The 19,465-nt window shown below is 70.6% G+C and carries 14 protein-coding genes; 3 read left to right on the forward strand and 11 right to left on the reverse strand.

The window, feature by feature from the left end:
* Positions 1–36: 36 nt before the first annotated feature.
* From pcaB to O5O46_RS25370, 5 genes are all read right to left on the reverse strand, one after another.
* The gene (pcaB, locus tag O5O46_RS25350) at positions 37–1,437 is read right to left on the reverse strand and encodes a 3-carboxy-cis,cis-muconate cycloisomerase (RefSeq protein WP_269857876.1); all 1,401 of its coding nucleotides are present in this window, start codon (positions 1,435–1,437) and stop codon (positions 37–39) included.
* Positions 1,434–3,413, reverse strand: coding sequence for an FAD/NAD(P)-binding protein (locus O5O46_RS25355; RefSeq protein WP_269857877.1), 1,980 nt, complete (start codon positions 3,411–3,413; stop codon positions 1,434–1,436). Before O5O46_RS25355 ends, pcaB begins: the two co-directional genes overlap by 4 nt.
* Before the next feature lie 36 nt (positions 3,414–3,449).
* Complete coding sequence (locus tag O5O46_RS25360) at positions 3,450–5,075, reverse strand: class I adenylate-forming enzyme family protein (RefSeq protein ID WP_269857878.1); 1,626 nt, start codon at positions 5,073–5,075, stop codon at positions 3,450–3,452.
* Between the two features lie 43 nt (positions 5,076–5,118).
* A complete protein-coding gene (locus O5O46_RS25365; RefSeq protein WP_269857879.1) occupies positions 5,119–5,661 on the reverse strand; it encodes an SRPBCC family protein in 543 nt (180 codons plus the stop codon).
* Between the two features lie 164 nt (positions 5,662–5,825).
* Positions 5,826–6,800, reverse strand: coding sequence for an NADPH:quinone reductase (locus O5O46_RS25370; RefSeq protein WP_269857880.1), 975 nt, complete (start codon positions 6,798–6,800; stop codon positions 5,826–5,828).
* A 292-nt stretch (positions 6,801–7,092) separates the two neighbouring features.
* On the opposite strand from O5O46_RS25370, the gene O5O46_RS25375 reads away from it, so the two are divergent.
* Entirely contained in the window at positions 7,093–8,322 is a 1,230-nt protein-coding gene (locus O5O46_RS25375; protein WP_269857881.1) for an IS701 family transposase, read from the forward strand.
* Here O5O46_RS25375 and O5O46_RS25380 read toward each other — a convergent pair.
* Positions 8,310–10,295: a GAF domain-containing protein gene (locus O5O46_RS25380; RefSeq protein WP_269857882.1), complete on the reverse strand. Its 1,986-nt coding sequence runs from the start codon at positions 10,293–10,295 to the stop codon at positions 8,310–8,312. The genes O5O46_RS25375 and O5O46_RS25380 overlap by 13 nt on opposite strands.
* Before the next feature lie 260 nt (positions 10,296–10,555).
* On the opposite strand from O5O46_RS25380, the gene O5O46_RS25385 reads away from it, so the two are divergent.
* Positions 10,556–11,335, forward strand: coding sequence for a class I SAM-dependent methyltransferase (locus O5O46_RS25385; RefSeq protein WP_269857883.1), 780 nt, complete (start codon positions 10,556–10,558; stop codon positions 11,333–11,335).
* A gap of 47 nt (positions 11,336–11,382) precedes the next feature.
* Entirely contained in the window at positions 11,383–13,479 is a 2,097-nt protein-coding gene (gene pabB, locus O5O46_RS25390; protein ID WP_269857884.1) for an aminodeoxychorismate synthase component I, read from the forward strand.
* An 83-nt stretch (positions 13,480–13,562) separates the two neighbouring features.
* Here pabB and tal read toward each other — a convergent pair whose 3' ends face one another.
* The 5 genes from tal to O5O46_RS25415 form a co-directional block, all read right to left on the reverse strand.
* Positions 13,563–14,705 carry a transaldolase gene (tal, locus tag O5O46_RS25395; protein WP_269857885.1) on the reverse strand — a complete coding sequence of 381 codons (1,143 nt, stop codon included), beginning with the start codon at positions 14,703–14,705 and terminating at the stop codon, positions 13,563–13,565.
* A 149-nt stretch (positions 14,706–14,854) separates the two neighbouring features.
* On the reverse strand, positions 14,855–15,439 hold the full coding sequence (locus O5O46_RS25400) for an NADPH-dependent FMN reductase (RefSeq protein WP_269857886.1): 585 nt from the start codon (positions 15,437–15,439) through the stop codon (positions 14,855–14,857).
* A 333-nt stretch (positions 15,440–15,772) separates the two neighbouring features.
* Positions 15,773–17,377, reverse strand: coding sequence for an FAD-dependent monooxygenase (locus O5O46_RS25405; protein ID WP_269857887.1), 1,605 nt, complete (start codon positions 17,375–17,377; stop codon positions 15,773–15,775).
* 13 nt (positions 17,378–17,390) lie between these two features.
* Positions 17,391–18,191 carry an arylamine N-acetyltransferase family protein gene (locus O5O46_RS25410; RefSeq protein ID WP_269857888.1) on the reverse strand — a complete coding sequence of 267 codons (801 nt, stop codon included), beginning with the start codon at positions 18,189–18,191 and terminating at the stop codon, positions 17,391–17,393.
* Positions 18,192–18,242: 51 nt separating this feature from the next.
* Positions 18,243–19,259, reverse strand: coding sequence for a 3-oxoacyl-ACP synthase III family protein (locus O5O46_RS25415; RefSeq protein WP_269857889.1), 1,017 nt, complete (start codon positions 19,257–19,259; stop codon positions 18,243–18,245).
* Between the last annotated feature and the right edge of the window lie 206 nt (positions 19,260–19,465).

Here is a 19,465-nt window from a genome sequence, read left to right on the forward strand (position 1 = left end):
TCGGCCTTTCGTGAATTCCCGGGAGCGGCAGGTGCGTTATGCCCGTAGCGCCCGGTCGACAAGCGGTCCGGCGGCACCGGTGTACGCCGCCGGGTCGCACAGCTCGGCCAGCTCGCGGGTGGTGATCCGGCCTTCCAGTTCCGGCGCCTCGGCCAGCACCCTGTGCAGCGGCCGGCCGGTCTTCTCCGCGGTGCTGGACGCCCAGGTGAGCAGCTGCTTGGCGGCGGCCTTCCCCAACTGGGGTGCCAGCACCGCCGCGATCCGCTCGGAGACGACCTGGCTTCCGGTCAGGTCCAGGTTCTCGCGCATCCGCTCGGCCTGGACCGTCAGCCCCTCGGCCAGCTCGACCGCGGTGTGCGCGGCGCCGCCGGTGAGCCGTAGGCACTCGCGCAGCAGCAGCCACTCGGCGTGCCAGGCACCGGCCGACCGCTCGTCCTCGGACAGCAGGCACTGGGTCAACCCCGTTGCCAGTACCGGGACCTGCAGCGCGGCGCTGCGCAGCATGGTGGCCAGAACCGGGTTGCGCTTGTGCGGCATCGCCGACGAGCTGCCGCGACCCGCCGCGGTCGGTTCGGTCACCTCGCCGACCTCGGTCCTGGTCAGCGACTGCACATCGACCGCGATCTTCCCGAGCGCCCCCGCGGTGAACGCCAGGGCGCCGGCCAGATCGGCGATCGGGGTGCGCAGCGAGTGCCAGGGCAGCACCGGCCGGGCGAGCCCGGTCTCGGCGGCGAAGGCGTCCAGCAGCCGGTCGAGGTACTCGCCCGGCTCCGGCCGCCCACCGCCGTCGATGGCCGCGTACTCCAGGTATCCGGCCAGGGTTCCGGCCGCGCCGCCCAGCGCGACCGGAAGCCCCGACTCCATTACTTGGCCCAGCCGTTGGTCCGCGTCCAGCACCAACTGCCGCCAGCCCGCCGCCTTCAGCCCGAACGTGGTGGGCACCGCGTGCATCGCCAGGGTGCGGCCCGCCATCAGCGTGTCCCGGTGCCGTCCCGCGAGAGCGGCCAGTGCGGTGGCGGTGCGCCCCAGGTCGGCCCGGACGATCCGCAGCGCCCGGGTGGCGACCAGCATCGCGCCGGTGTCGAAGACGTCCTGACTGGTGGAGCCGCGGTGCACGTACTCCGCCGCGGTCAGGTCGGCATCGGCCACGATCCGGGTGAGCGCCTGGACCAGGCCGACCACCGGGTTGGCGGTCTCCCGTGCGGCGACCGCCAGGGACCGCAGGTCGAGGCGCTCGGCCCGGGCCACCGTGGTGATGGCGTCCGCCGCGCTCTGCGGCAGCGTGCCGAGCCCGGCCTGGGCACGGGCCAGCGCGGCCTCCGCGTCCAGCATGGCCTGGAGCCACGCCTGGTCGCAGACCGCCTCCTCGACCGGGGTCCCGGCCCGTACCGGCGACAGCAGCCCGGTGTCCGCGTGGGCGTCCGGCGGCCTGGTCATACGACCACGCCGGTCAGGTCGATGTCGCTCACCACCGGACGCACCGCCGCCGGGACGTGCGCCACCGGTGGCAGCGCCAGCACCGCACGGGCGATCGCGTCGGAGTCGCCCAGCGTCACCGAGTCGACCCCGGGCCGGATCCCGGCCGCGGTCACCCAGTGCACGGACTCGGTGGGCACCCCGTAGGCGAACCGGCGCGGATGCGCCCGACCGCGCGCGTCCAGGATCCGGTACGGCGTCTCGGTGACCGCCAGCCCACCGGTCTCGTACACGGTGCCGTGCGAGCCGGTGATGCGGTACGGCGCGGCCTGGTCGGTCTGCAACAGGTGCAGCAGCAGCGGGTCGTCGGTGCGGCGCAGGTCGGGCTCGGGCAGCCGGGCCTCGATCAGCGCGGTGGACCGGATCGGCGGTCCCGGCACGATGGTGGACTCGGCCACGAACGCCGGGGTGGTGGTGTCGAGCCGGATCTGGGTGCCGGGGCCGGTGATCACCAGGATCCCGGCCTCGATCAGCGCCATCATCTCCTCGATGCGGGAGACCGGCGGGCCGATGGACAGGAAGGCGTTGAGCGGGGTGTACCAGCCCTCCAGGTCGTCCCGGTGCGAGTTGCCGTCCAGGCCCCCGTGGTCGACCGCGAGCCGGATCTCGTTGCGCAGGTCGCGCAGCACGTCGAGGGCGGCCTTGAGCGGGCCGCTGAGGTTGCCCTGGCGGGCGGCGGCCACGTCCTTGGCGAGGTAGTCCAGCAGCCAGGCGGCGAAGTCGGCCCGGTCGGCGAACTCCCGTCCCAGGTAGGGCTTGGACAACCGCTCCCAGTCCCAGCGGTCGGCGATCGCGATGCCGTAGGCGTCGAGCAGTTCGTCCCGCTTCGGCCCCTCGGGCAGCGCCAGGTACCGCCCGACGAACTCCTCGCGGTCCGCGTCGCTGCCCCTGGCCTCAAGCAGCGTGCCGTAGTAGACGCTCTCCACCTCGCGGGAGATCAGCGGCCACAGGTCGGCGCTGAACACCAACGGCTCGCCGTTGTCGGCGCGTTCACGCAGTCCGGCGATGTACTCGGCGGTGAGCAGCTTGGGGTAGTACCGGCCGTAGGCGCCCTTCTCGTTCTCGCCGCGGGCGTGGTACGGCACGCCGCGCCGGGAGCTCGCGTACAGCCGGGGCTCCTGGCCCGAGGGACGGTAGACCAGCTTGCCGCCCTCGCGCACGAACGTTCCGCCACGGCCGGCGGTGAACAGCGCCATGTGGTCGAAGAAGTTCAGCCCGAGACCGCGCAGCAGCACGGCCTGGCCGGGCTCGATCCCGCTGAGGTCGAGGTCGGCGGGGTTGGCCGGGGTGATGTAGGTCAGGTAGTGGATGCGGGCCAGGCTGGCGGTGCGCGCCTCGCGGGGGGTCAGCCGGGCCGGTACGTGGCCCTGGGCCAGGATGACGGCGTCCAGCTCGTTGAGCCGGGTGCCGTCCTCCAGCCGGACGCCCTGCGGACCGCCGGTGACGCCGTGCGTGTCGGCCATCGCCACCGCGCGGGAGCGGTGCACCTTGACGGTGACGTGGTCGGGGGCGCCGGCCACGACCCGCTGGAAGCTGTCGTGCAGATAACGGCCGTAGAAGGCGCGGGTGGGGTAGGTGTCCGGGCCGAGCCGCTCGGCCTCGGCCAGGGTCTGCTCGTCGTAGCTGTCGAGCTGGCTGAGCACGGAAAGACTCTTCGCCCACTCGTACAGGGTCGGTCCGGGCTCGATCGGCCCGGCGATGCGCGAACTGTCGTCGGTGAAGACGGTGATCTGCGACGCCACGGTGTTCATCAGCAGGTGGCGGGACTGCTCGGGACGCCATACGGTTCCGGCGCCGGGCGCCGACGGATCGACGACGTGCACGACCACCTCGGCGTGTGACGGCGCCTTCCGCTCGTTGGCGCACAGCCGTTCCACCACGGACAGCCCGCGGGGTCCGGCACCGACGACGCAGACCTCAAGGCGGCTGCTGCTCATGCGGGCACTCCGTTTCTGGGCAGGGGAAGCATGGGGCTAGGCGCTCTTCTTCTCGTCGGCGGGCTCGGCCGCGGCTGAACTCGCCTTCCGCTGCGGGCCGTTCTTCTGCTCCTCGACCAGGCGGGCCAGTTCCAGCCGCTTGATCTTCGTGGTGGCGGTCTGCGGCAGGTCGTCCAGCCGCCACTGCACCGGCGGGGCCATCTTCGGCAGGTCCGCCACCGCCGACTTCCAGGCGATCTGGTCCAGCGGCACGTCGTCCCTGGTGCACACCACGGGGACCGGGGTGCCCTTGGAGTCCTGGACGATGATGACCTCGATCAACTCCGGTACCCGCGCGAAGAGTTTGTCCTCGATCTCCAACGTGCTCTCGATGCCGGGGATCTCGTCCACCTCGCGGTCCAGCAGGTGCAGACAGCCCCACTTGGTGCGGTAGCCCAGGTCGCCCATCCGCCACCAGCCCTCGTCGGCCTGCTTCTCCCAGCGCTCGTGCTCGCCGAGGTAGGTCACGATGCGGCCGTTGCTGGAGACCTCGATGTATCCGGGGGACTGCTTGGTGGGGGTCTTTCCGTCCCGGCTCACCACCCGGACCCCGGTCATTCCGGGGAACGGCCGCCCGACGCAGCGGCCGTCCGCGTCCGCACCGCGGTTCTTGGTGTAGGTACGGGCGGCGATCGGGCCCACCTCGCTCTGGCCGTACGCCTGGGCGAAAAGCGGCTGCTTTCGCTCGGAGGCGCCCAGCAGGGTGTGCACGGTGCGCGGGTGGATGGCGTCGAAAGTGCTGCTGAAATACTTCACGTTGGCCAGCGGCTTACCGGGGTCGTCGGCCAGCACCTCCCAACGCAGGAAGGTGTTGGGGTGCGCCTCGATGAATCCCGGAGGCACCTGGGTGAATATCTCGCCGACGCTCTTGGGGTCGTCGTCCCGGAGCACGATCAGCGGATGCCCCTGCAACACGGAAATGGGCATCGCGGTGAACATCCGGGAGTGCACGAACGACACGTGCAGGGCGATCGGTTCGCTCTTCTTGACAGCCATCGCGACGATGGTGCCCTGCGGGCGGTAACGGGACTGGAACGTATGGCCGGTGTGCACCGCGAGTTTCGGTGTTCCGGTCGTGCCCGAGGTGTGCGTGATCAGCGTCGGGTAATCCGGCGGCATGGTGATCGCGGGAACCCGCGCGGCGCCGGCGAGCGATTTCAGTTCCAAAGCACCGGAATAGCTGCCGGAAGTGAGCAGCACCCGCTCGGAAAGCCCGAACACCTCGGCCGGAAGGTCGTTTTCCAGCTTCGCCTGGTCGGTGACGAGGAACGGCTGGTCCACCCTGCGCAGCAGTTCGGCGACGGTCGCTCCGTCCAGCTTCGGCGACAGCAGCACCGGGACGGCACCGACCCGCACGATCGAGCAGGCCAGCAGCGAGATGTCGAAGTTGTCGGACTTGTGGACGACGACGCGCTCCCCCGGACGCACCTTCGCGGCCCACAGCCGGGCGGCGAAGTCGTCCACCAGGTCGGCCACTTCGGTCAGCGTCGCCCGTCGGCCCAGTTCCGGGGCTATGTCCAGATCGTGGTCGAGGATGACCAGGCTCGCCGGGTGCCGGGCCGCCGCCCGTTCGAACAGCGTGCCGAGGCGTATCCCCTTGTTCCCTATTCGTTGCAGAAACATGTACCCGCCCTCTCGGAAGGTAGCGGTCGCCGGAACTGCGGCGTCACCGCTTTTCGATGACGTCCTTGATGCGCTTGAGCGTGTCGTCGAGGTCCTGCACCAACTTGGCGGTCCAGTCGGTGACGAACTGCTTGCGCTGTTCCTCGTCCAGCTCGGCTACGATGTGGTGGATTCCGGCGGTGGCCTTGCCCATCCGGAAGTGGTGGGTCAGGAGGGAGCCTTCCGCGGTCGGCTCGATGTCGAATCCCCAGACGCTCTCCTGGTCATCCCGGGCGTGGGTGAGCATCATCCAGCGGAAGGTGCGGCCGGGTTCCGCGGCGACGACCTTGGATTCGGTGTACCAGACACCGCGGATCAGCGGCGCCCAGGCGACCACGTCCTCGCTGCGGTCGTTCTCCCCGCGGAAGATCGCGCCAACCGTGCGCGGCTCCCCCGATATCCACTCACCGCCCCGGCATTCCGGGCTCCATTCGGCGCTGCGGGTCAGGTCGCTGACCACCGAATAGACCTCGTCGGGAGTGGCCGAGACGGCGATGACGGCGCGGAGTTCGAAAAGCGGCGAGATTTCGATGATGGATTTACTCATGTCCGCAATCCTCCAGAGGACGTGCCACACGGGCAATGCATGTGGTTCGGGTCCGTCAGGTTTCAACGAATCGGGGGAGCAGGCGAGTTGAACTCCCCGGCGGAAGACGTCCCGGTGGGGGGTCGGGAGTTCTCCCGATCGAAAGACCCCCAGGCGGCGGGCGCCTACGTGTGCAGGACCAGCCGGATGCCGTGCGCCTCGCCGGCCTCCACGGCGCGGTGCGCCTCGGCCGCCTCGCTGAGCGGCAGCGACCGCGTCCGGCGGGGGCGCAACCGCCCGTCGGCCAGCAGGCGGTTGATGGCCGTGGCGGCCTCGGACAGCTCGGCGGTGGTCGCCTGGGAGATGGCGAAGCCGACCACCGAGCAGTCCTTGAGATACAGCGGGCCGACCGGCAGCACGGGCCGGGTCCGCATGCCGGCGAGCAGCACGATCCGGCCGCGTTTGGCCAACAGCCCGACGGCGGCGTCCAGGTCGTTGTGCGCGGCGGTGTCCACGTGCAGGTCGACGCCGCCGGGGCTGGCGCGCAGGACGCGCCCGGGAACGTCGGGGTCCCGGTAGTCGATGACCTCCGCGGCGCCCAGCGAACGGCAGTACTCGGCGTCCCGCGCACCGGCCACCGCTATGACCCGTGCCCCCGCCTCGGCGGCCATCACCACCACCGCGGCGCCGACGTTCCCGGCGGCGCCGAGGACGACCACGGTGTCCCCGGCCCGCATCCGACCGTGGGTGAACAGCGCGAGGTAGGCGGTGGCGGCCGGGTGGGCCAGGGCGACCGCGTCGCCCGGCTCCACCCCGTCCGGCAGGTGGTAGAGCCGGCCGGCCGGGACCACCGCCTTCTCGGCCGCGGCGCCCTGCCGTCCGCCGTGGCCCAGGCTGTTGCACCACACCCGGTCGCCCACGGCGAACCCGGGCGCGCCGGGACCGGCCGCGGCGACCCTACCGACCAGGTCCCGGCCGATGACGAAGGGGAACTCGACCGGGGTGCGCCAGGCACCGGACCGGACGAAGGTGTCCACATGGTTGACGGTGGCGACCTCGACGTCCACGAGCACGTCGTTCGGTCCTGGCTGCGGAGTGGGCAGCTCGCCGTAGCGGATGGCCTCCGGCGGTCCGAGCTGCTCGATATAAGCGGCACGCATGGTCATGGATTGTGAGGGCGGTCCGAGCCCGGGTCGGCAGGCGCGCGCGGGGTGTGTCAGGTCCCCGCGTCCAGCCGCCCGACCGGCCGTCGCCCGGCCCATGGTGGTCCGGGCACACCCCCACGCGGCCATAACGGGAGATCAACGTCGGCAGGTGCGCACCGGGTGGTGGTCCGACCACCATCCCCCGTTGCACCCGTGTGCTCTGCGCACCTGTGCGGGACGGAGCCGTGACGCGCACCGTTGAGGTGCATTCACCAGGCTGTCCGTCGAGTCGAGATGGGGGATATCGATGAGTGGCATCGCTTCCTTCCCGAGCGCACTGCGCCGCCAGGCGCCCGAACCCACTTATGTCCGGGCCTATGACGCGGTACTGAACGAGCTGTGCGCCGAGCTGTTCACCTCGCTGCCGCGCAGCGACCAGCGCCGCAAGGGCATGGACTACGTGCGCGGCCTGCTGGAGGCCAAGGGACGCAAGTCGATAAGGAACATCGCGGCGCTCAGCGGTGGACAGGCCACCGAGCAGAGCCTGCACCACTTCGTGTGCAGCTCCACCTGGGACTGGGCACCGGTGCGCCGTGCGCTCGCCCACTACCTGGTGCTCGACACACCACCGCACGCCTGGGTGGTACGGCCCATGGTGACCCCGAAGGCGGGCGAACACTCGGTGGGCGTCGACCGGCGCTACTCCGCGGCACTGGGCCAGGTGCTCAACGCCCAGCAGGCGGTGGGTGTTTGGGCGGCCACCGAGGACTTCAGCGCCCCGGTCAACTGGCGGCTGCACCTGTCCAAGGCGTGGATCGACGACTCCGACCGCCGCAACCGGGCGTCCATCCCGGAGGACCTCGACGCGGAGACGCTGGGCGACTGCGCGGTCCAGGCGTACCTGGACATGGCGCACGGCTGGGGGCTGCCGGTTCGGCCGGTGGTGATGGACGCCCGGGAGGCGGACGCCATGTCCACCATCGGAAAGCTGCGGGCCTGCGGCGCGCCGCTGCTGGTCCGCATCAACCCGAGCCAGCCGCTCACCCCGGCCGACCCGACCATGGCCGCGCGGGCGACGGAGCCGATGGCTGCCCACCAGATCATGATGTCCATCAAGGACATGCGCCGGCCGGTGATGTGGTCCGACCACGGCCCCGGCACCGGCATGCGCACCAGTCTGGTCGCCGCCATCAGGGTACGGGTGCCGTTCCGGCCCACCCGGATCACCGGCCCGCAACGAGTCGCCCGCGGCGGCGAGTTGGTGCTGCTGGGCGAGTGGGACACCGGCCGCAGCATGCCCGCGGAACTGTGGCTGACGGACCTCACGGCGGTCCACCCGGCCGCGCTGCTGCGGCTCAGCAAGCTGACCCGCAGGGTCGACCGCGACTTCACCCAGATCGCCGACCAGGTCGGCATCCGCGACTACGCGGGCCGCTCCTTCAGCGGCTGGCACCGCCACGTCACCCTGGCCTCCGGCGCCCACACGGTGGCGGCGCTGTCCTCGGTGGCGGAGCGGGAGATGAGCTATGTGTCCTGATCCAGTACGGAATCCCGGCCGCGGTGGCCGCCCTTGGCGGTCGCCGACCGGCGGCGCAGCAGGCCGGCCCGTACCCGGGACAGCCGCAGCGCCAACTGCACCTCCAGCGCCCGCTCCGGCTGCTGCCACTCGGGACCCAGCAGCTCGCTGATCCGCTCCAGTCGCCGGGCGACGGTGTTGGGGTGTACGTGCAGCTTCTTGGCCGCGTAGGTGGGGCTGCCCCCGGCGTCGAAGTAGACCTCCAGGGTGCGGGTCAACTCGGTGGAGCGCAGCCGGTCGTAGTCCAGGACCGGGCCGATCGCGGAGTCGACGAATCCCTCGACGTCGTGGTTGTCGGAGAGCAGCACACCGAGGAAGCCCAACTCCCTTGCGGACGCGGCGCGTCCGGTGGCGCCGAGCGAGGTCATGGCGTCCAGGCAGCGCAGCGCCTCCTGGTAGCCGTGGAACACCGCTCCGGGACCCGAGACGGGACCGGCCGCACTCGTGGTCAGCTGATGGCCGAGCAGCGGCGAGAGCTCGTCGCTCACCGCCCGCGCCGCGGCTCCCGCCTCGGCCCCAGGCAGCAGGAAGACGGCACATCCGTTGCGCATGCTCTTGAGCCCGCTCATGCGGTGCGCGTACGAGGAGGCCCAGATGGCTGCCTTGCCGAGCGACTCGCCCTCGGGGCGGGCGATGACGACGACATGGGGCTGGTTGAGGTCGATGCCGAGCCTGCGGGCGTGCTTCTCCATCTGCTGCGGCGGCCTGGGTGGGCTGGCCAGCAGGTCGTCGAGGAGTTCGTCCCGGACCTGGCCCTCGGCGAAGGCGGTGCGGTTCTGCAGCAGCATCTGGATGGCCGCCGTCTGGGCGACCAGGCGCAGCAGTTGCTCGTCGCGGTCCCGCAGCACCCGCTCGGGTCGCAGGATCAGGGTGCCGAGGTCCTCGTTGCCCGCCGAAATCGGCGCAGCCCACAGGCCGTTCTCCAACGGCACGGGTTTGTGGGCGGCATGAGCGTCCATGGTGGCCAACACGACGGACTTCGACTCGCCGTCCGGCATCTGCCCGGCGGTGGTGAGTACCGCCCCGTTGGCCGCGCATATTCGCACGGCTCCGTCGAGTCTTCGGCTCGCCTCCTGGGCGAGGGCGTGCAGGTCGCCGCCGCCCAGTACCAGATCGATGAGGGCGTTGTGGATGCCATCAAGCTCTTTCAGGCCCGCGACCAGCGCCTTGGTACGTGCGCTCTGGGACTCCAGTTCGACCACAGCGGCGGCGGTACGGTCCAGCAGCATGGCCCGCTCTATGGCCACGCCCGCCAGGTCGCCGAGGGAACTCATCAGTGAGATCTCGTCCGCGCTGAAGTGCCGCACGCTGCGCGAGGCGACGTACAGGGCGCCGAACGGCCGGGTGCCGTGGCTGAGCGGCACCGCCATGATGGCGTGCAGCATCTCCGCCCTGACCACCTGGTCGATGACACCGCTGTGCCGGATGCGCTCGTCCGTGAGGTAGTCGGGCGTCCAGAAGGGCGCCGGATTGGACAGCACGTCGCTGCCCAGACCGGCGTTGTCCGGCAGCCGCAGGCCTACGGTGAGCGTCGAGGTGTGTCCAGATGTCGTACGCACATAGACGGACCCGCTCTCGTCGTCGGGGAAGCTGATGTACGACATGTCGACGCCCAACAGCAGCCGCGCGCGCCGGGTGATGACGTTCAGCAGCGCGTCCAGGTCGTGTGGCGCGGTCAGTTCACGGGCGGTGTCGACGAGGGCGGTGAAGCCGGCCTCCCGCTGTCGGCGCTGCTCCAGCTCGGTGGATATGGCGACGGCAAGCTGTTTGGCCCGTTCCATCCCCTCGATTTCCTCGTCGGTGGCGCCTTTCTCGCGGGCCTGCGTCACGAGGAGGTCGAATTGGCTCAGTGGGGCCTCACTGGCCAGCAGTTCCAGCACGGCGTACGCGCCACTCCCGGCCCACGTCCGGTCCTGCGCCACGATGTCCCCCACCTTCTCGCTCCCCCGCGGCTGCACGGCTGTGAGCCATCGCATACATGCCCGGAAGTTACGCATCGGCGCTGTCGGGAGTCAACCCGTTGTGATCGTTATGCGTCCCTGTGGTAGTCGCGGGTCGTGTCGCTGAGGTGACCGGATCACCATGCCCGCTGAGCAAGCGTGTTACTGGACCACCTTCCGGCGGACCCGTCCTCCGGGAAAGAGTTGACGCAGTCGACGCGGACGGCGTCGAAACACTCGAGAGTCAATGGGGGATGGCCATGCAGGAGGTACGCGACTACGAATGCTCGCTTGAGCGTAGCCGCCAGGCGCTGACGAACCAGAACCGGCCGTCGACGTTCAGCATGTACGGGCGCGACTGGGCCCTGCTGCCCAACGTCTTCGCGCCGATCTACTCACCGTCGACGGACACCGCGATGAGCCTGCTCGGCCTCACCGACTCGGTGGTCGTGCCGCGTACCGGATCCATGCTGGAGATCGGCTGCGGAACCGGGATCATCGCCGTCTCCAGCGCGCTGGCCGGTTGCGACCGGGTGGTGGCCTCGGACATCAACCCCGAGGCGGTGCGCAACGCCGAGCTCAACGCGGCCCGGCACGGCGTGGACCGTGTGGTGCGCACCGTGCACAGCGACCTGTTCGACGGGCTCGACCAGGGCGAACGCTTCGACACCATCTTCTGGAGCTCCAACTACGTGCTCGCTCCGCACGCCTACGAGTACGGCTCCGTGCACGAACGCGCCTACGTGGACCCCGGGTACGCGGCGCACCGCCGGTTCCTGGCCGAGGCGCCGAACTGGCTGGCCCCCAACGGCTCGGTCCTGCTCCACTTCAGCACCCGCGGCGACCTGGTCAGCCTGCTGCGGATCGCGGGCGAGTGCGGGCGCGGACTGCGGATGCTGCACAGCGTCCCGGTCCAGGAGGGGGAGCACGAGGTCGAGCACATGCTCATCGAGGTGACCGTCACACCGCAGCGGTCAGCCTCCCGTCCCATCTGCGAGCGGGAGAACCACGAGTCAGCGCGGCACCGTTCGTAGACCCAGGCAGACACCGACACCAGACTCGCGACGACGGGGGAAACATCGTGCGCACTCTGCTGATCGACAACTACGACTCGTTCACCTACAACCTCTTCCACTACCTGGCCGAGGTCAACGGCCGGCAGCCGGAGGTCGTGGTCAACGACGATCCGCGGTGGCGGATCGGGCACCTTCGGGACTTCGACAACGTGGTGATCTCGCCGGGACCGGGGAACCCGGGGCGGGCCGCGGACTTCGGGATCTGCGCGGAGGTGCTGGAGCACGGCCAACTGCCGACGCTCGGGGTGTGCCTTGGTCACCAGGGGCTGGCGCTGGTCCACGGCGGGCAGGTGGTGCGGGCACCGCAGCCCTACCACGGGCGGGTCTCGCCGGTGGTGCACAACGGCACCGAGCTTTTCACCGGAATCCCCTCGCCGTTCGAGGTGGTCCGGTACCACTCGCTCGCCGTCGACCAGCTCCCCGACGTGCTGGAGGCGACCGCGTGGACGGCGGACGGCGTGCTGATGGCGGTCCGGCACCGGGAGCGCCCGCTGTGGGGCGTGCAGTTCCACCCCGAGTCGATCGGCGGCAGCCACGGCCACCAACTGCTGGACAACTTCCGCCGGTTGAGCGAACCCCACCGCCGCACCGCCCCCCGCGTACTGCCGCTGGCCACCGCACCGGCCGCGCCGGCACCGGCCACCGCACCCGCCGGGCGACGCGCGCCGCGGCAACTGCGGGTACTGGTCAAGACGTTGGACACCCGGTGGAACGACGAGGTGGCCTTCGACGAGCTGTTCCGCGGCGGTGACCACGCGTACTGGCTGGACAGCAGCCGCCGGGACCACCGCACCGGCCGCTTCTCGATCATGGGGGACGCCAGCGGCCCGCTGTCCCGGGTGGCCACCGCCGACATCTGGAGCAGCACGGTGACCGTGCGCTCCCCGCGGTCGGCCGAGATCGTCACCGGCGAGTTCCTCACCTGGCTCGACGAGGACCTACGGGCCACCCGAACCGAAGTGCCCGAGCTGCCCTTCGAGTTCGCGCTCGGCTGGGTCGGCTACCTCGGCTACGAGCTGAAGGCGGAGTGCGGCGGCGACCGGGCGCACCGGTCGCAGGAGCCCGACGCCGTGATGGTGTTCAGCGACCGCGCCCTGGTCTTCGACCACCACGAGGGCACCAGCTATCTGCTCGCCCTCACCGAGAACGGCGAGGAGGGCGCGGCCCGCCAGTGGCTGGCCGACACCGCGGAACGACTGGACAAGATCGCCGACCGCCGTCCCCGCTGGGTCGGCTCCCAGGATGCACTCGGCGAGCTGCGGCTGCGCCATGACCGGGCCGCCTACCTGGAGTTGATCGACGCCTGCCAGCGGGAGATCGCCGCCGGTGAGACCTACGAGGTCTGCCTGACCAACATGGCCGAGGCGCAGGGCTCCCTGGACCCGTGGCGGGGCTACCGGCTGCTGCGCCGCTCCACCCCGACGTCGTTCGGCGCGCTGCTCAGCTTCGGCGAGGTGAACGTGCTCAGCGCCTCACCGGAAAGGTTCCTGCGCATCGACCGGGACGGCCTCGCCGAGTCCAAGCCGATCAAGGGCACCAGGCCGCGCGGTGAAACCCCCATGGAGGACACCCGGTTGATGGCCGACCTGATGACCAACGAGAAGGACCGCGCGGAGAACCTGATGATCGTGGACCTGGTCCGCAACGACCTCGGCCGCTGCGCCGAGGTGGGTTCGGTCCAGGCCACGGAGGTGTTCCAGGTGGAGTCCTACGCCACCGTCCACCAACTGGTCAGCACGGTACGGGCAAGGCTGCGCGAGGACAGCTCGGCGGTGGACTGCGTACGGGCCGCGTTCCCCGCCGGGTCGATGACGGGGGCGCCGAAGCTGCGCACCATGCAGATCATCGACCGGCTGGAGGCCGGGCCGCGCGGGGTCTACTCGGGCGCCATCGGCTACTTCTCGCTGACCGGGTCGGCCGACCTCAACGTGGTGATCCGCACCGCGGTGGTCACCTCGGACCGGGTCCGCTACGGGGTGGGCGGCGCGATCATCGCCCTGTCGGACGCGGAGGCGGAGTTCGAGGAGACCGCCGTCAAGGCGCTGCCGTGCACACTCCTTACCGGCACGGAGTTTCCGCGGCACACCGCGGTGAACGCCTAGCGCTTCGTCCCCAGCCGCCGGACGGGCTTTCCCAGAAGCCCGTCCGGCGACCGCGTTCCCAACGCCCGCCGGCCGCCCGGGCGTCAGATGTGCAGTCCGGTCGCGACCGCCTCGCGCAGTGCGCGCCATGCGGCGGCGAGGCGTGCCTCGCTGTCCGTCGCCGCCTTGCGGACCACCGTCTCGTACGAGATGCCGAGCCGCTCCAGTTCGTCCAACGCCGCCTTAGCGCTGTCCTGTTCGCCCATCAGCGTGTCGCCGCGCAGGTCGCAGTGGTGTACCGCCGCCTCCAGGGTGGGCAGCGTCATGGCGCTGACCGTGCCCCAGGCGACGATGCCGTCCACATAGCCGGTGCCGGGCCGCTCGGGGTCGCGCACCGCGGTGTCGGACCACATCAGCCGCTGCGGTCTGGCCCCTGCCGCGCGCAGTGCGCGCCACCGCTCGCTGCCCAGCCGCTCCTCGTAGACCTGGTACATCAGGCGGGCGTTGGTCAGTGCCGCGGTGCCGCGCATCGTACGAGCGGCGGCCCGGGTCGGCTCGTCCAGGCCGCGCAGTTCGTCCAGCCGGACGTCCACCTCGGTGTCGAGCCAGCTGACGGGGAAGGATGCCAGCGAGGCGATCGCGGAGAGCCGCTCGCCCTCGGCCAGGGCGCGCTCCATCCCGTCGAAGTACGCGTCGACCGTCTCACGGTAACGCGCCACCGAGAAGATCCCGGTGGCGTGCACGCTGATCCCCCGGCCCAGACAGTCGCGTATCGCGGCGAGCCCCTCGATGGTGGCCGGGATCTTCACCAGCGCGTTGGGCCGGTCCAGGGCCCGCCACAGCTCGGCCGCCGCCCTGGTGGTGGCGGCCGCGTCATGGCACAGCCCCGGGTCGAGGTCCACCGAGACCTGTCCGTCATGGCCCTGGGTCTTCTCGAAGACCTCGTTCAGCTCGTCGCACGCCTCGCGGGCGTCGTGCACCTGTAGCGCGCGCAGCGCCTCGCCGACGGTGGCGCCGCGGTAGGCGAGTCGCACCAGTTGGTCCCGGTAGACGGGATCACCGGTCACGGCTTCGGCGAGGGTTCCCGGATCGCATACGACTCCTCTGACCCCGGCGTCCTTGATGAGGCGGGCCAGGCAGCCGGAGACGATCAGGCTCCGGTGGACGCCTTCCACCCAGGGCGAGACGCCCTCGGCGATCAACGGGTGCAGATCGCCGCCACTCGCCACTGCCGCCGGGTCCTTCATGGCAGTACCACCACTCCTCTTGTCTCGGGGGCGGCCAGGCGCGAAGCCCCCGGAAGAATCCCCGCGCCCCCGCCCGGGATCCCGGGGGCGGCGCCCCCGGCGCGGGCCCCGGCCGAGGGCACTCGGAAGACCGCTCCAGCGGTCGGACGTCAGCCGCTGTACGGGTGCCGCGCCTTCCACTCCACCAACGCCCCGGCCCACCAGGCGAGTTGGTCCAGCAGCGCCTTGGCGGCGTTCTCCGCGCCGGTGGGGTTCCGCAGCTCGCCCTTGTCGTCGAACTGGTCCCACGGCTGGTGGAAGACGACGGTCTGCCGGATGGTCATGGCGTGCGCCTCGGAGAAGATCGGCCGCAGGTGCTCCACCGCCCGGATGCCACCGGCCTGGCCGCCGTAGCTGATGAAGCCGACCGGCTTGGCGTGCCACTCCACCGTGTGCCAGTCGATCAGCGCCTTCAGCGAGCCGGGGTAGCTGTGGTTGTACTCGGGGGTGACCACGACGAAGGCGTCCGCCTCGGCCAGCCGCGGGCCGACCTTGCCCAGGCTCTCGGTGAGCTCGGGCCCGGGCTCGTCGGTGAGCCGGTTGGGCAGGTCGTAGTCGGCGAGGTCGACCAGGTCTATCTGAAGGTCCTCGCGCTGTCCGGCGATGCCGGTGAACCAATTCGCGATGGTCGGGCCGAGCCGTCCCTTGCGAACGCTGCCAATGATCACCGCGACGCGAATGCGGTCACTCGACATGACTTTCCCTCTCGACATCGGAAACTGAAACTAACACCTTGGATGTTGCGGTTGTGACCGTGTTCGCGGTGCCGCCAATCACGCCTGCGGCAGGTTCGATTGAGGTCCGTACCAAACGCCGCCAATGGGCGTCGACAGCGACATCAGACATCCAGAATCAAGTGGAGGTAAGGCCTCGTTGGGTATTTTCCATTTCACACCCCCACCCTTCCGGACAATCTAGACGGTACATGTCTAGATTGCGTGCCGCAACCCCAACCCCCCTTATTCACCGGCTAGTTGGAGCGCCGCTATCAGGCCTTGCGGCGCGCCACGCAATTGCCGGTTCCGCGATTATGTGGAGATTCTGCGGAGGGCCGATCCCAACTCCGCCTCCAGCCGGTTCAGATCGCCCTCATGGCCGTGCGCGGCGATGTGTCCGTCCGGCCGCACCAGGTAGTAACCGGCCCGGCGGCAGTCCGCCTGCACCGCGGCGTCCCGCCGGGGCAGCCGCACCACCCGTACGTTCGGCCAACGCGCCGCGATATGGCCGACCTCGGCCAGCCAGGCGGCCTCGTCCGCCGGCGGCAGCACCGCCAACGTCCAGCCCAGCGGATCCACCCCCGGCCCCGACACGCCCAACTCCAGCGCCAACCGCCGCGGGAACACCGCGCCGATCCGCAGCGCGCCCGGCACCCGCCTGCGCACCCGGCAGCCGGACCAGCCGGAGGGCCGCTGCGTCTCCCGCACCGGCGGGTACGCCAGCCGCCGCCCGGCCATCACCGGAGCGTAGAGCCTGGTCACCGCCCCCGTACGGTCCAACAACCGGAACGCGGTGTCACGGGCCAATACCTTCGCCGGATGATGGGCCACCCAGGCCCGGGTCTGCAGATCGGTGTCCCGCACGATCTGCCGGGTCGCCTCGGAGCGCTCCGCGCCGTAGCTGTCCAGCAGCGAACTCGGCGACTCGCCGCGGATCACCGCGGCCAGTTTCCAGCCGAGGTTGTGCGCGTCCTGCAGCCCGTTGTTCATGCCCTGACCACCGGCCGGACTGTGCACGTGCGCCGCGTCGCCGGCCAGGAACACCCGGCCGCGCTGGAAGTCGGAGGCGTGCCGGGCGTGCACCCGGAACACCGCCTGCCACACCGGCTCGCTGATCCGCACCCCGCGCGGACCGCGCTCGTCGATGATCGCCTGCATCATCTCGGCGCTGACCTCGTGCCTGCCCTCCGGCATCACCGACAGGAACCGGAAGACACCGCCCGGCATCGGCACGATCACCAGCGCACCGGTCGGCGCCTGGTAGAACCGGCACTCGTCGGCCGGAAGTTGGCCCTCGATCCGGGTGTCGATCAGCGCGAACGCCATCTCGTAGGTGGTGCCCTGGAAGCCGACGCCCAGCTGGCCGCGCACCGCGCTGCCCGCGCCGTCCGCACCGACCACGAACGGTGCGCGCACCCGCTCCACCACACCGTCGCCGTACTCCAGCACGGCTGTCACACCGTCGCTGGCCTCGATGCGGCCGGAGAAGTCCACGTCGTCCAGGGCCAGCAGCCGCACCCCGCGCTCGACCTTGCCGCCGAGCGCGTGCAGCCGCTCGGTGAGCAGCCGCTCGGTGACATGCTGCGGCAGCACCCGGCAGGCGGTGTCCTCGGTCAGGCCGAACGAGGCCAGCGGGCGCCGCTCGGAGAAGTAGCTCAACGTGTTGATCAGCACCGACTCGCGGCGCACAGCGTCCTGGAGCCCGCAGTCCTCCAGGATGTCGAGGGCGCGCGGCCACACCGACAGCGCCTTGGGAGCCCGCATCGGCTCCGGCGCCCGGTCGACCACCCGCACCCGCACCCCGCGCCGCAGCAGTTCGCAGGCGGCCAGCAGACCGGTGGGGCCGGCGCCGACGACCAGGACGTCGAAGTCCTGGTCCGCCGCCTTCCGACCGGCCCCCGTGGATGTCGCAGTCATCTCGGCTCCGCCCTCAGCTCGTCCGCACGCCCGTGGTGCCGCCCTCGACCACCGGTTCCCTCGGCAGCTTGTCGAGACCGAAACCGAAGTACTTCTTGTACGCCTCAAGCACCGCCGCGTCGTCGGGCAGCACCTCCTTGGCGCGCTCCTCGCCGTCCACCCGGGTCAGCTGGTTGCCCTTCAGCGTCACCAGGCCGTTCTCGGTCCGTACGGAACAGAACAGCGCCTGGAGGAACGACGAGTCGGGGGCGGTGCGGTACCACCACAGGCTGGGGCCGAAGTCCTCGATGCGGACCGGCTGTTGCTCCAGCTGGTAGAGCGGCTTGCCGTTCAGCAGCACGTCGACGGCGCCGCTTTCGGTCTCCACCAGCTGGTAGTCGCCGTGCGGATCCTTTTGCACCTCACGGGAGTTCAGCGGCAGCGGATGCCGGCTGTTGCGGCCGAAGCCGGTGTCCACCAGCCAGGGCTCGTCGAGTTGCACCCGCAGCGCCAGGTGGCCGAGCAGCGGCCCCAGTCCGTCCGGCCGGTAGACCCGGCCCGGCAGGATGTCGACCGTGAAGCCCAACGAGCGCAGCAGGAAGGCCAGCGCCGGGTTCACCTCGTAGCAGCCGCCGCCGCGTCGTTTGCGGACGATCTTCTCCAGCACCCGCTCGTCCATGAAGATGGGCTCGTCCAGGTGGTAGTCGAGGTTCTCGAACGGCACGGTCAGCACCTGGCGTTCCTGAAGGTGCCGCAGCGCATGAATATCGGCGGACGTCGGCTTCGTCGCGCCGATGCGCCTGAGGTATTCATCCACCAGGGTCTGGTCCAGCATCGCCGTCTCCTTACCAGGTCGGGTTCTTCGGTGCGCTTGAGGGTGGGATCGCTACCACCTGAGCAGGGTCAGGCCCATTGCCATGCCGCCGCCGAACGCGGCCAGCAGGATCAGGTCGCCGGTGCCGACGGCACCCGCCCGGGCGGCATGATCGAGCGTTATCGGAACCGACGCGGCTCCGGTGTTGCCCAGCTCTTCGAACGTGGTGCGGGTGCGCTCGAAGGGAATGTCCAACCGCTGTGCGAGGTCTTCGAGCATCCGCCCGTTGGCCTGATGCGGTACGAAGTGCGCGAGGTCCGCCGCCGGGACCCCGGTGTCCACCAGGAAGTCACGGATGCCCTCGGTCACCGTCTCGGCGACGAAGTCGCGGACCCCGCGGCCGTTCATGGCGAAGTAGTGCAGCCCGGCCCGCACCGTCTCGGCGGAGGGCGGGATACGGCTGCCGCCCGCCGGGACCTGGATCAGGTCCCGCTCGGCGCCGTAGCCGGCCAGTCGGCCCGCCAGCAGCTCGCCGGCGCCGGACCTGCCCAGCACCACCGCCCCGGCGCCGTCCCCGAAGAGGATCGCGGTGCGCCGGTCGGCCGGGTCGAGGATGCGCGAGTAGACGTCCGCGCCGATCACCAGCGCGTACTCGGAATCCGTGCCGCGCAGGATGCCCTCGGCAGTGGTCAACGCGAACAGGAAACTGCTGCACACCGCGTTCACGTCGAAGGCGGCGGTGCCGGGGCGGGCCCCGATCTCGTCCGCCACAATGGCCGCGGTGGGCGGCTGCGGGGAATCCGGGGTGGAGGTCGCCACGATGACCAGCGAAAGGTCCGCCGCACTGATCCCGGCACTCTCCAAAGCGGCCCGCCCGGCGATCACCGCGAGGTCGGAGGTCGCCTCGTCCGGCTTCGCACGGCGTCGGTTGCGTATTCCGGTCTTGCCGAAAATCCATTCGTCGGTCACCCCGGCCGGTTCGCCGACCTCCGCGTTGGTGACCACATGGGCCGGTAGGTAGGAACCGGTTCCCACGATGCCGATGGTGGAAGTGGACCGGGCGGCGCGGTTTATCCCTGTCGTAATCATCGTTGACCCCTCGTTTTCCGCAGGCTGGTCCTTCTGTGAAGGCGAAAGGGATTCCAGGCCGCCCGCGAAATCGATCGTCCCGCGTTCCGGAGAGACCGGGCAAAGCCTGTGCCCCTACCTTGTCAAGTACGGTGGCGGCGGCCCCGCCGCCCAAGGTGATTGCGTCATGAATGCGCTGTGCGTGCCGCGGCGCCCGAGCGGCGCCG

Source organism: Streptomyces sp. RPT161 (genome assembly GCF_027533845.1).
Taxonomy (GTDB): domain Bacteria; phylum Actinomycetota; class Actinomycetes; order Streptomycetales; family Streptomycetaceae; genus Streptantibioticus_A; species Streptantibioticus_A silvisoli_A.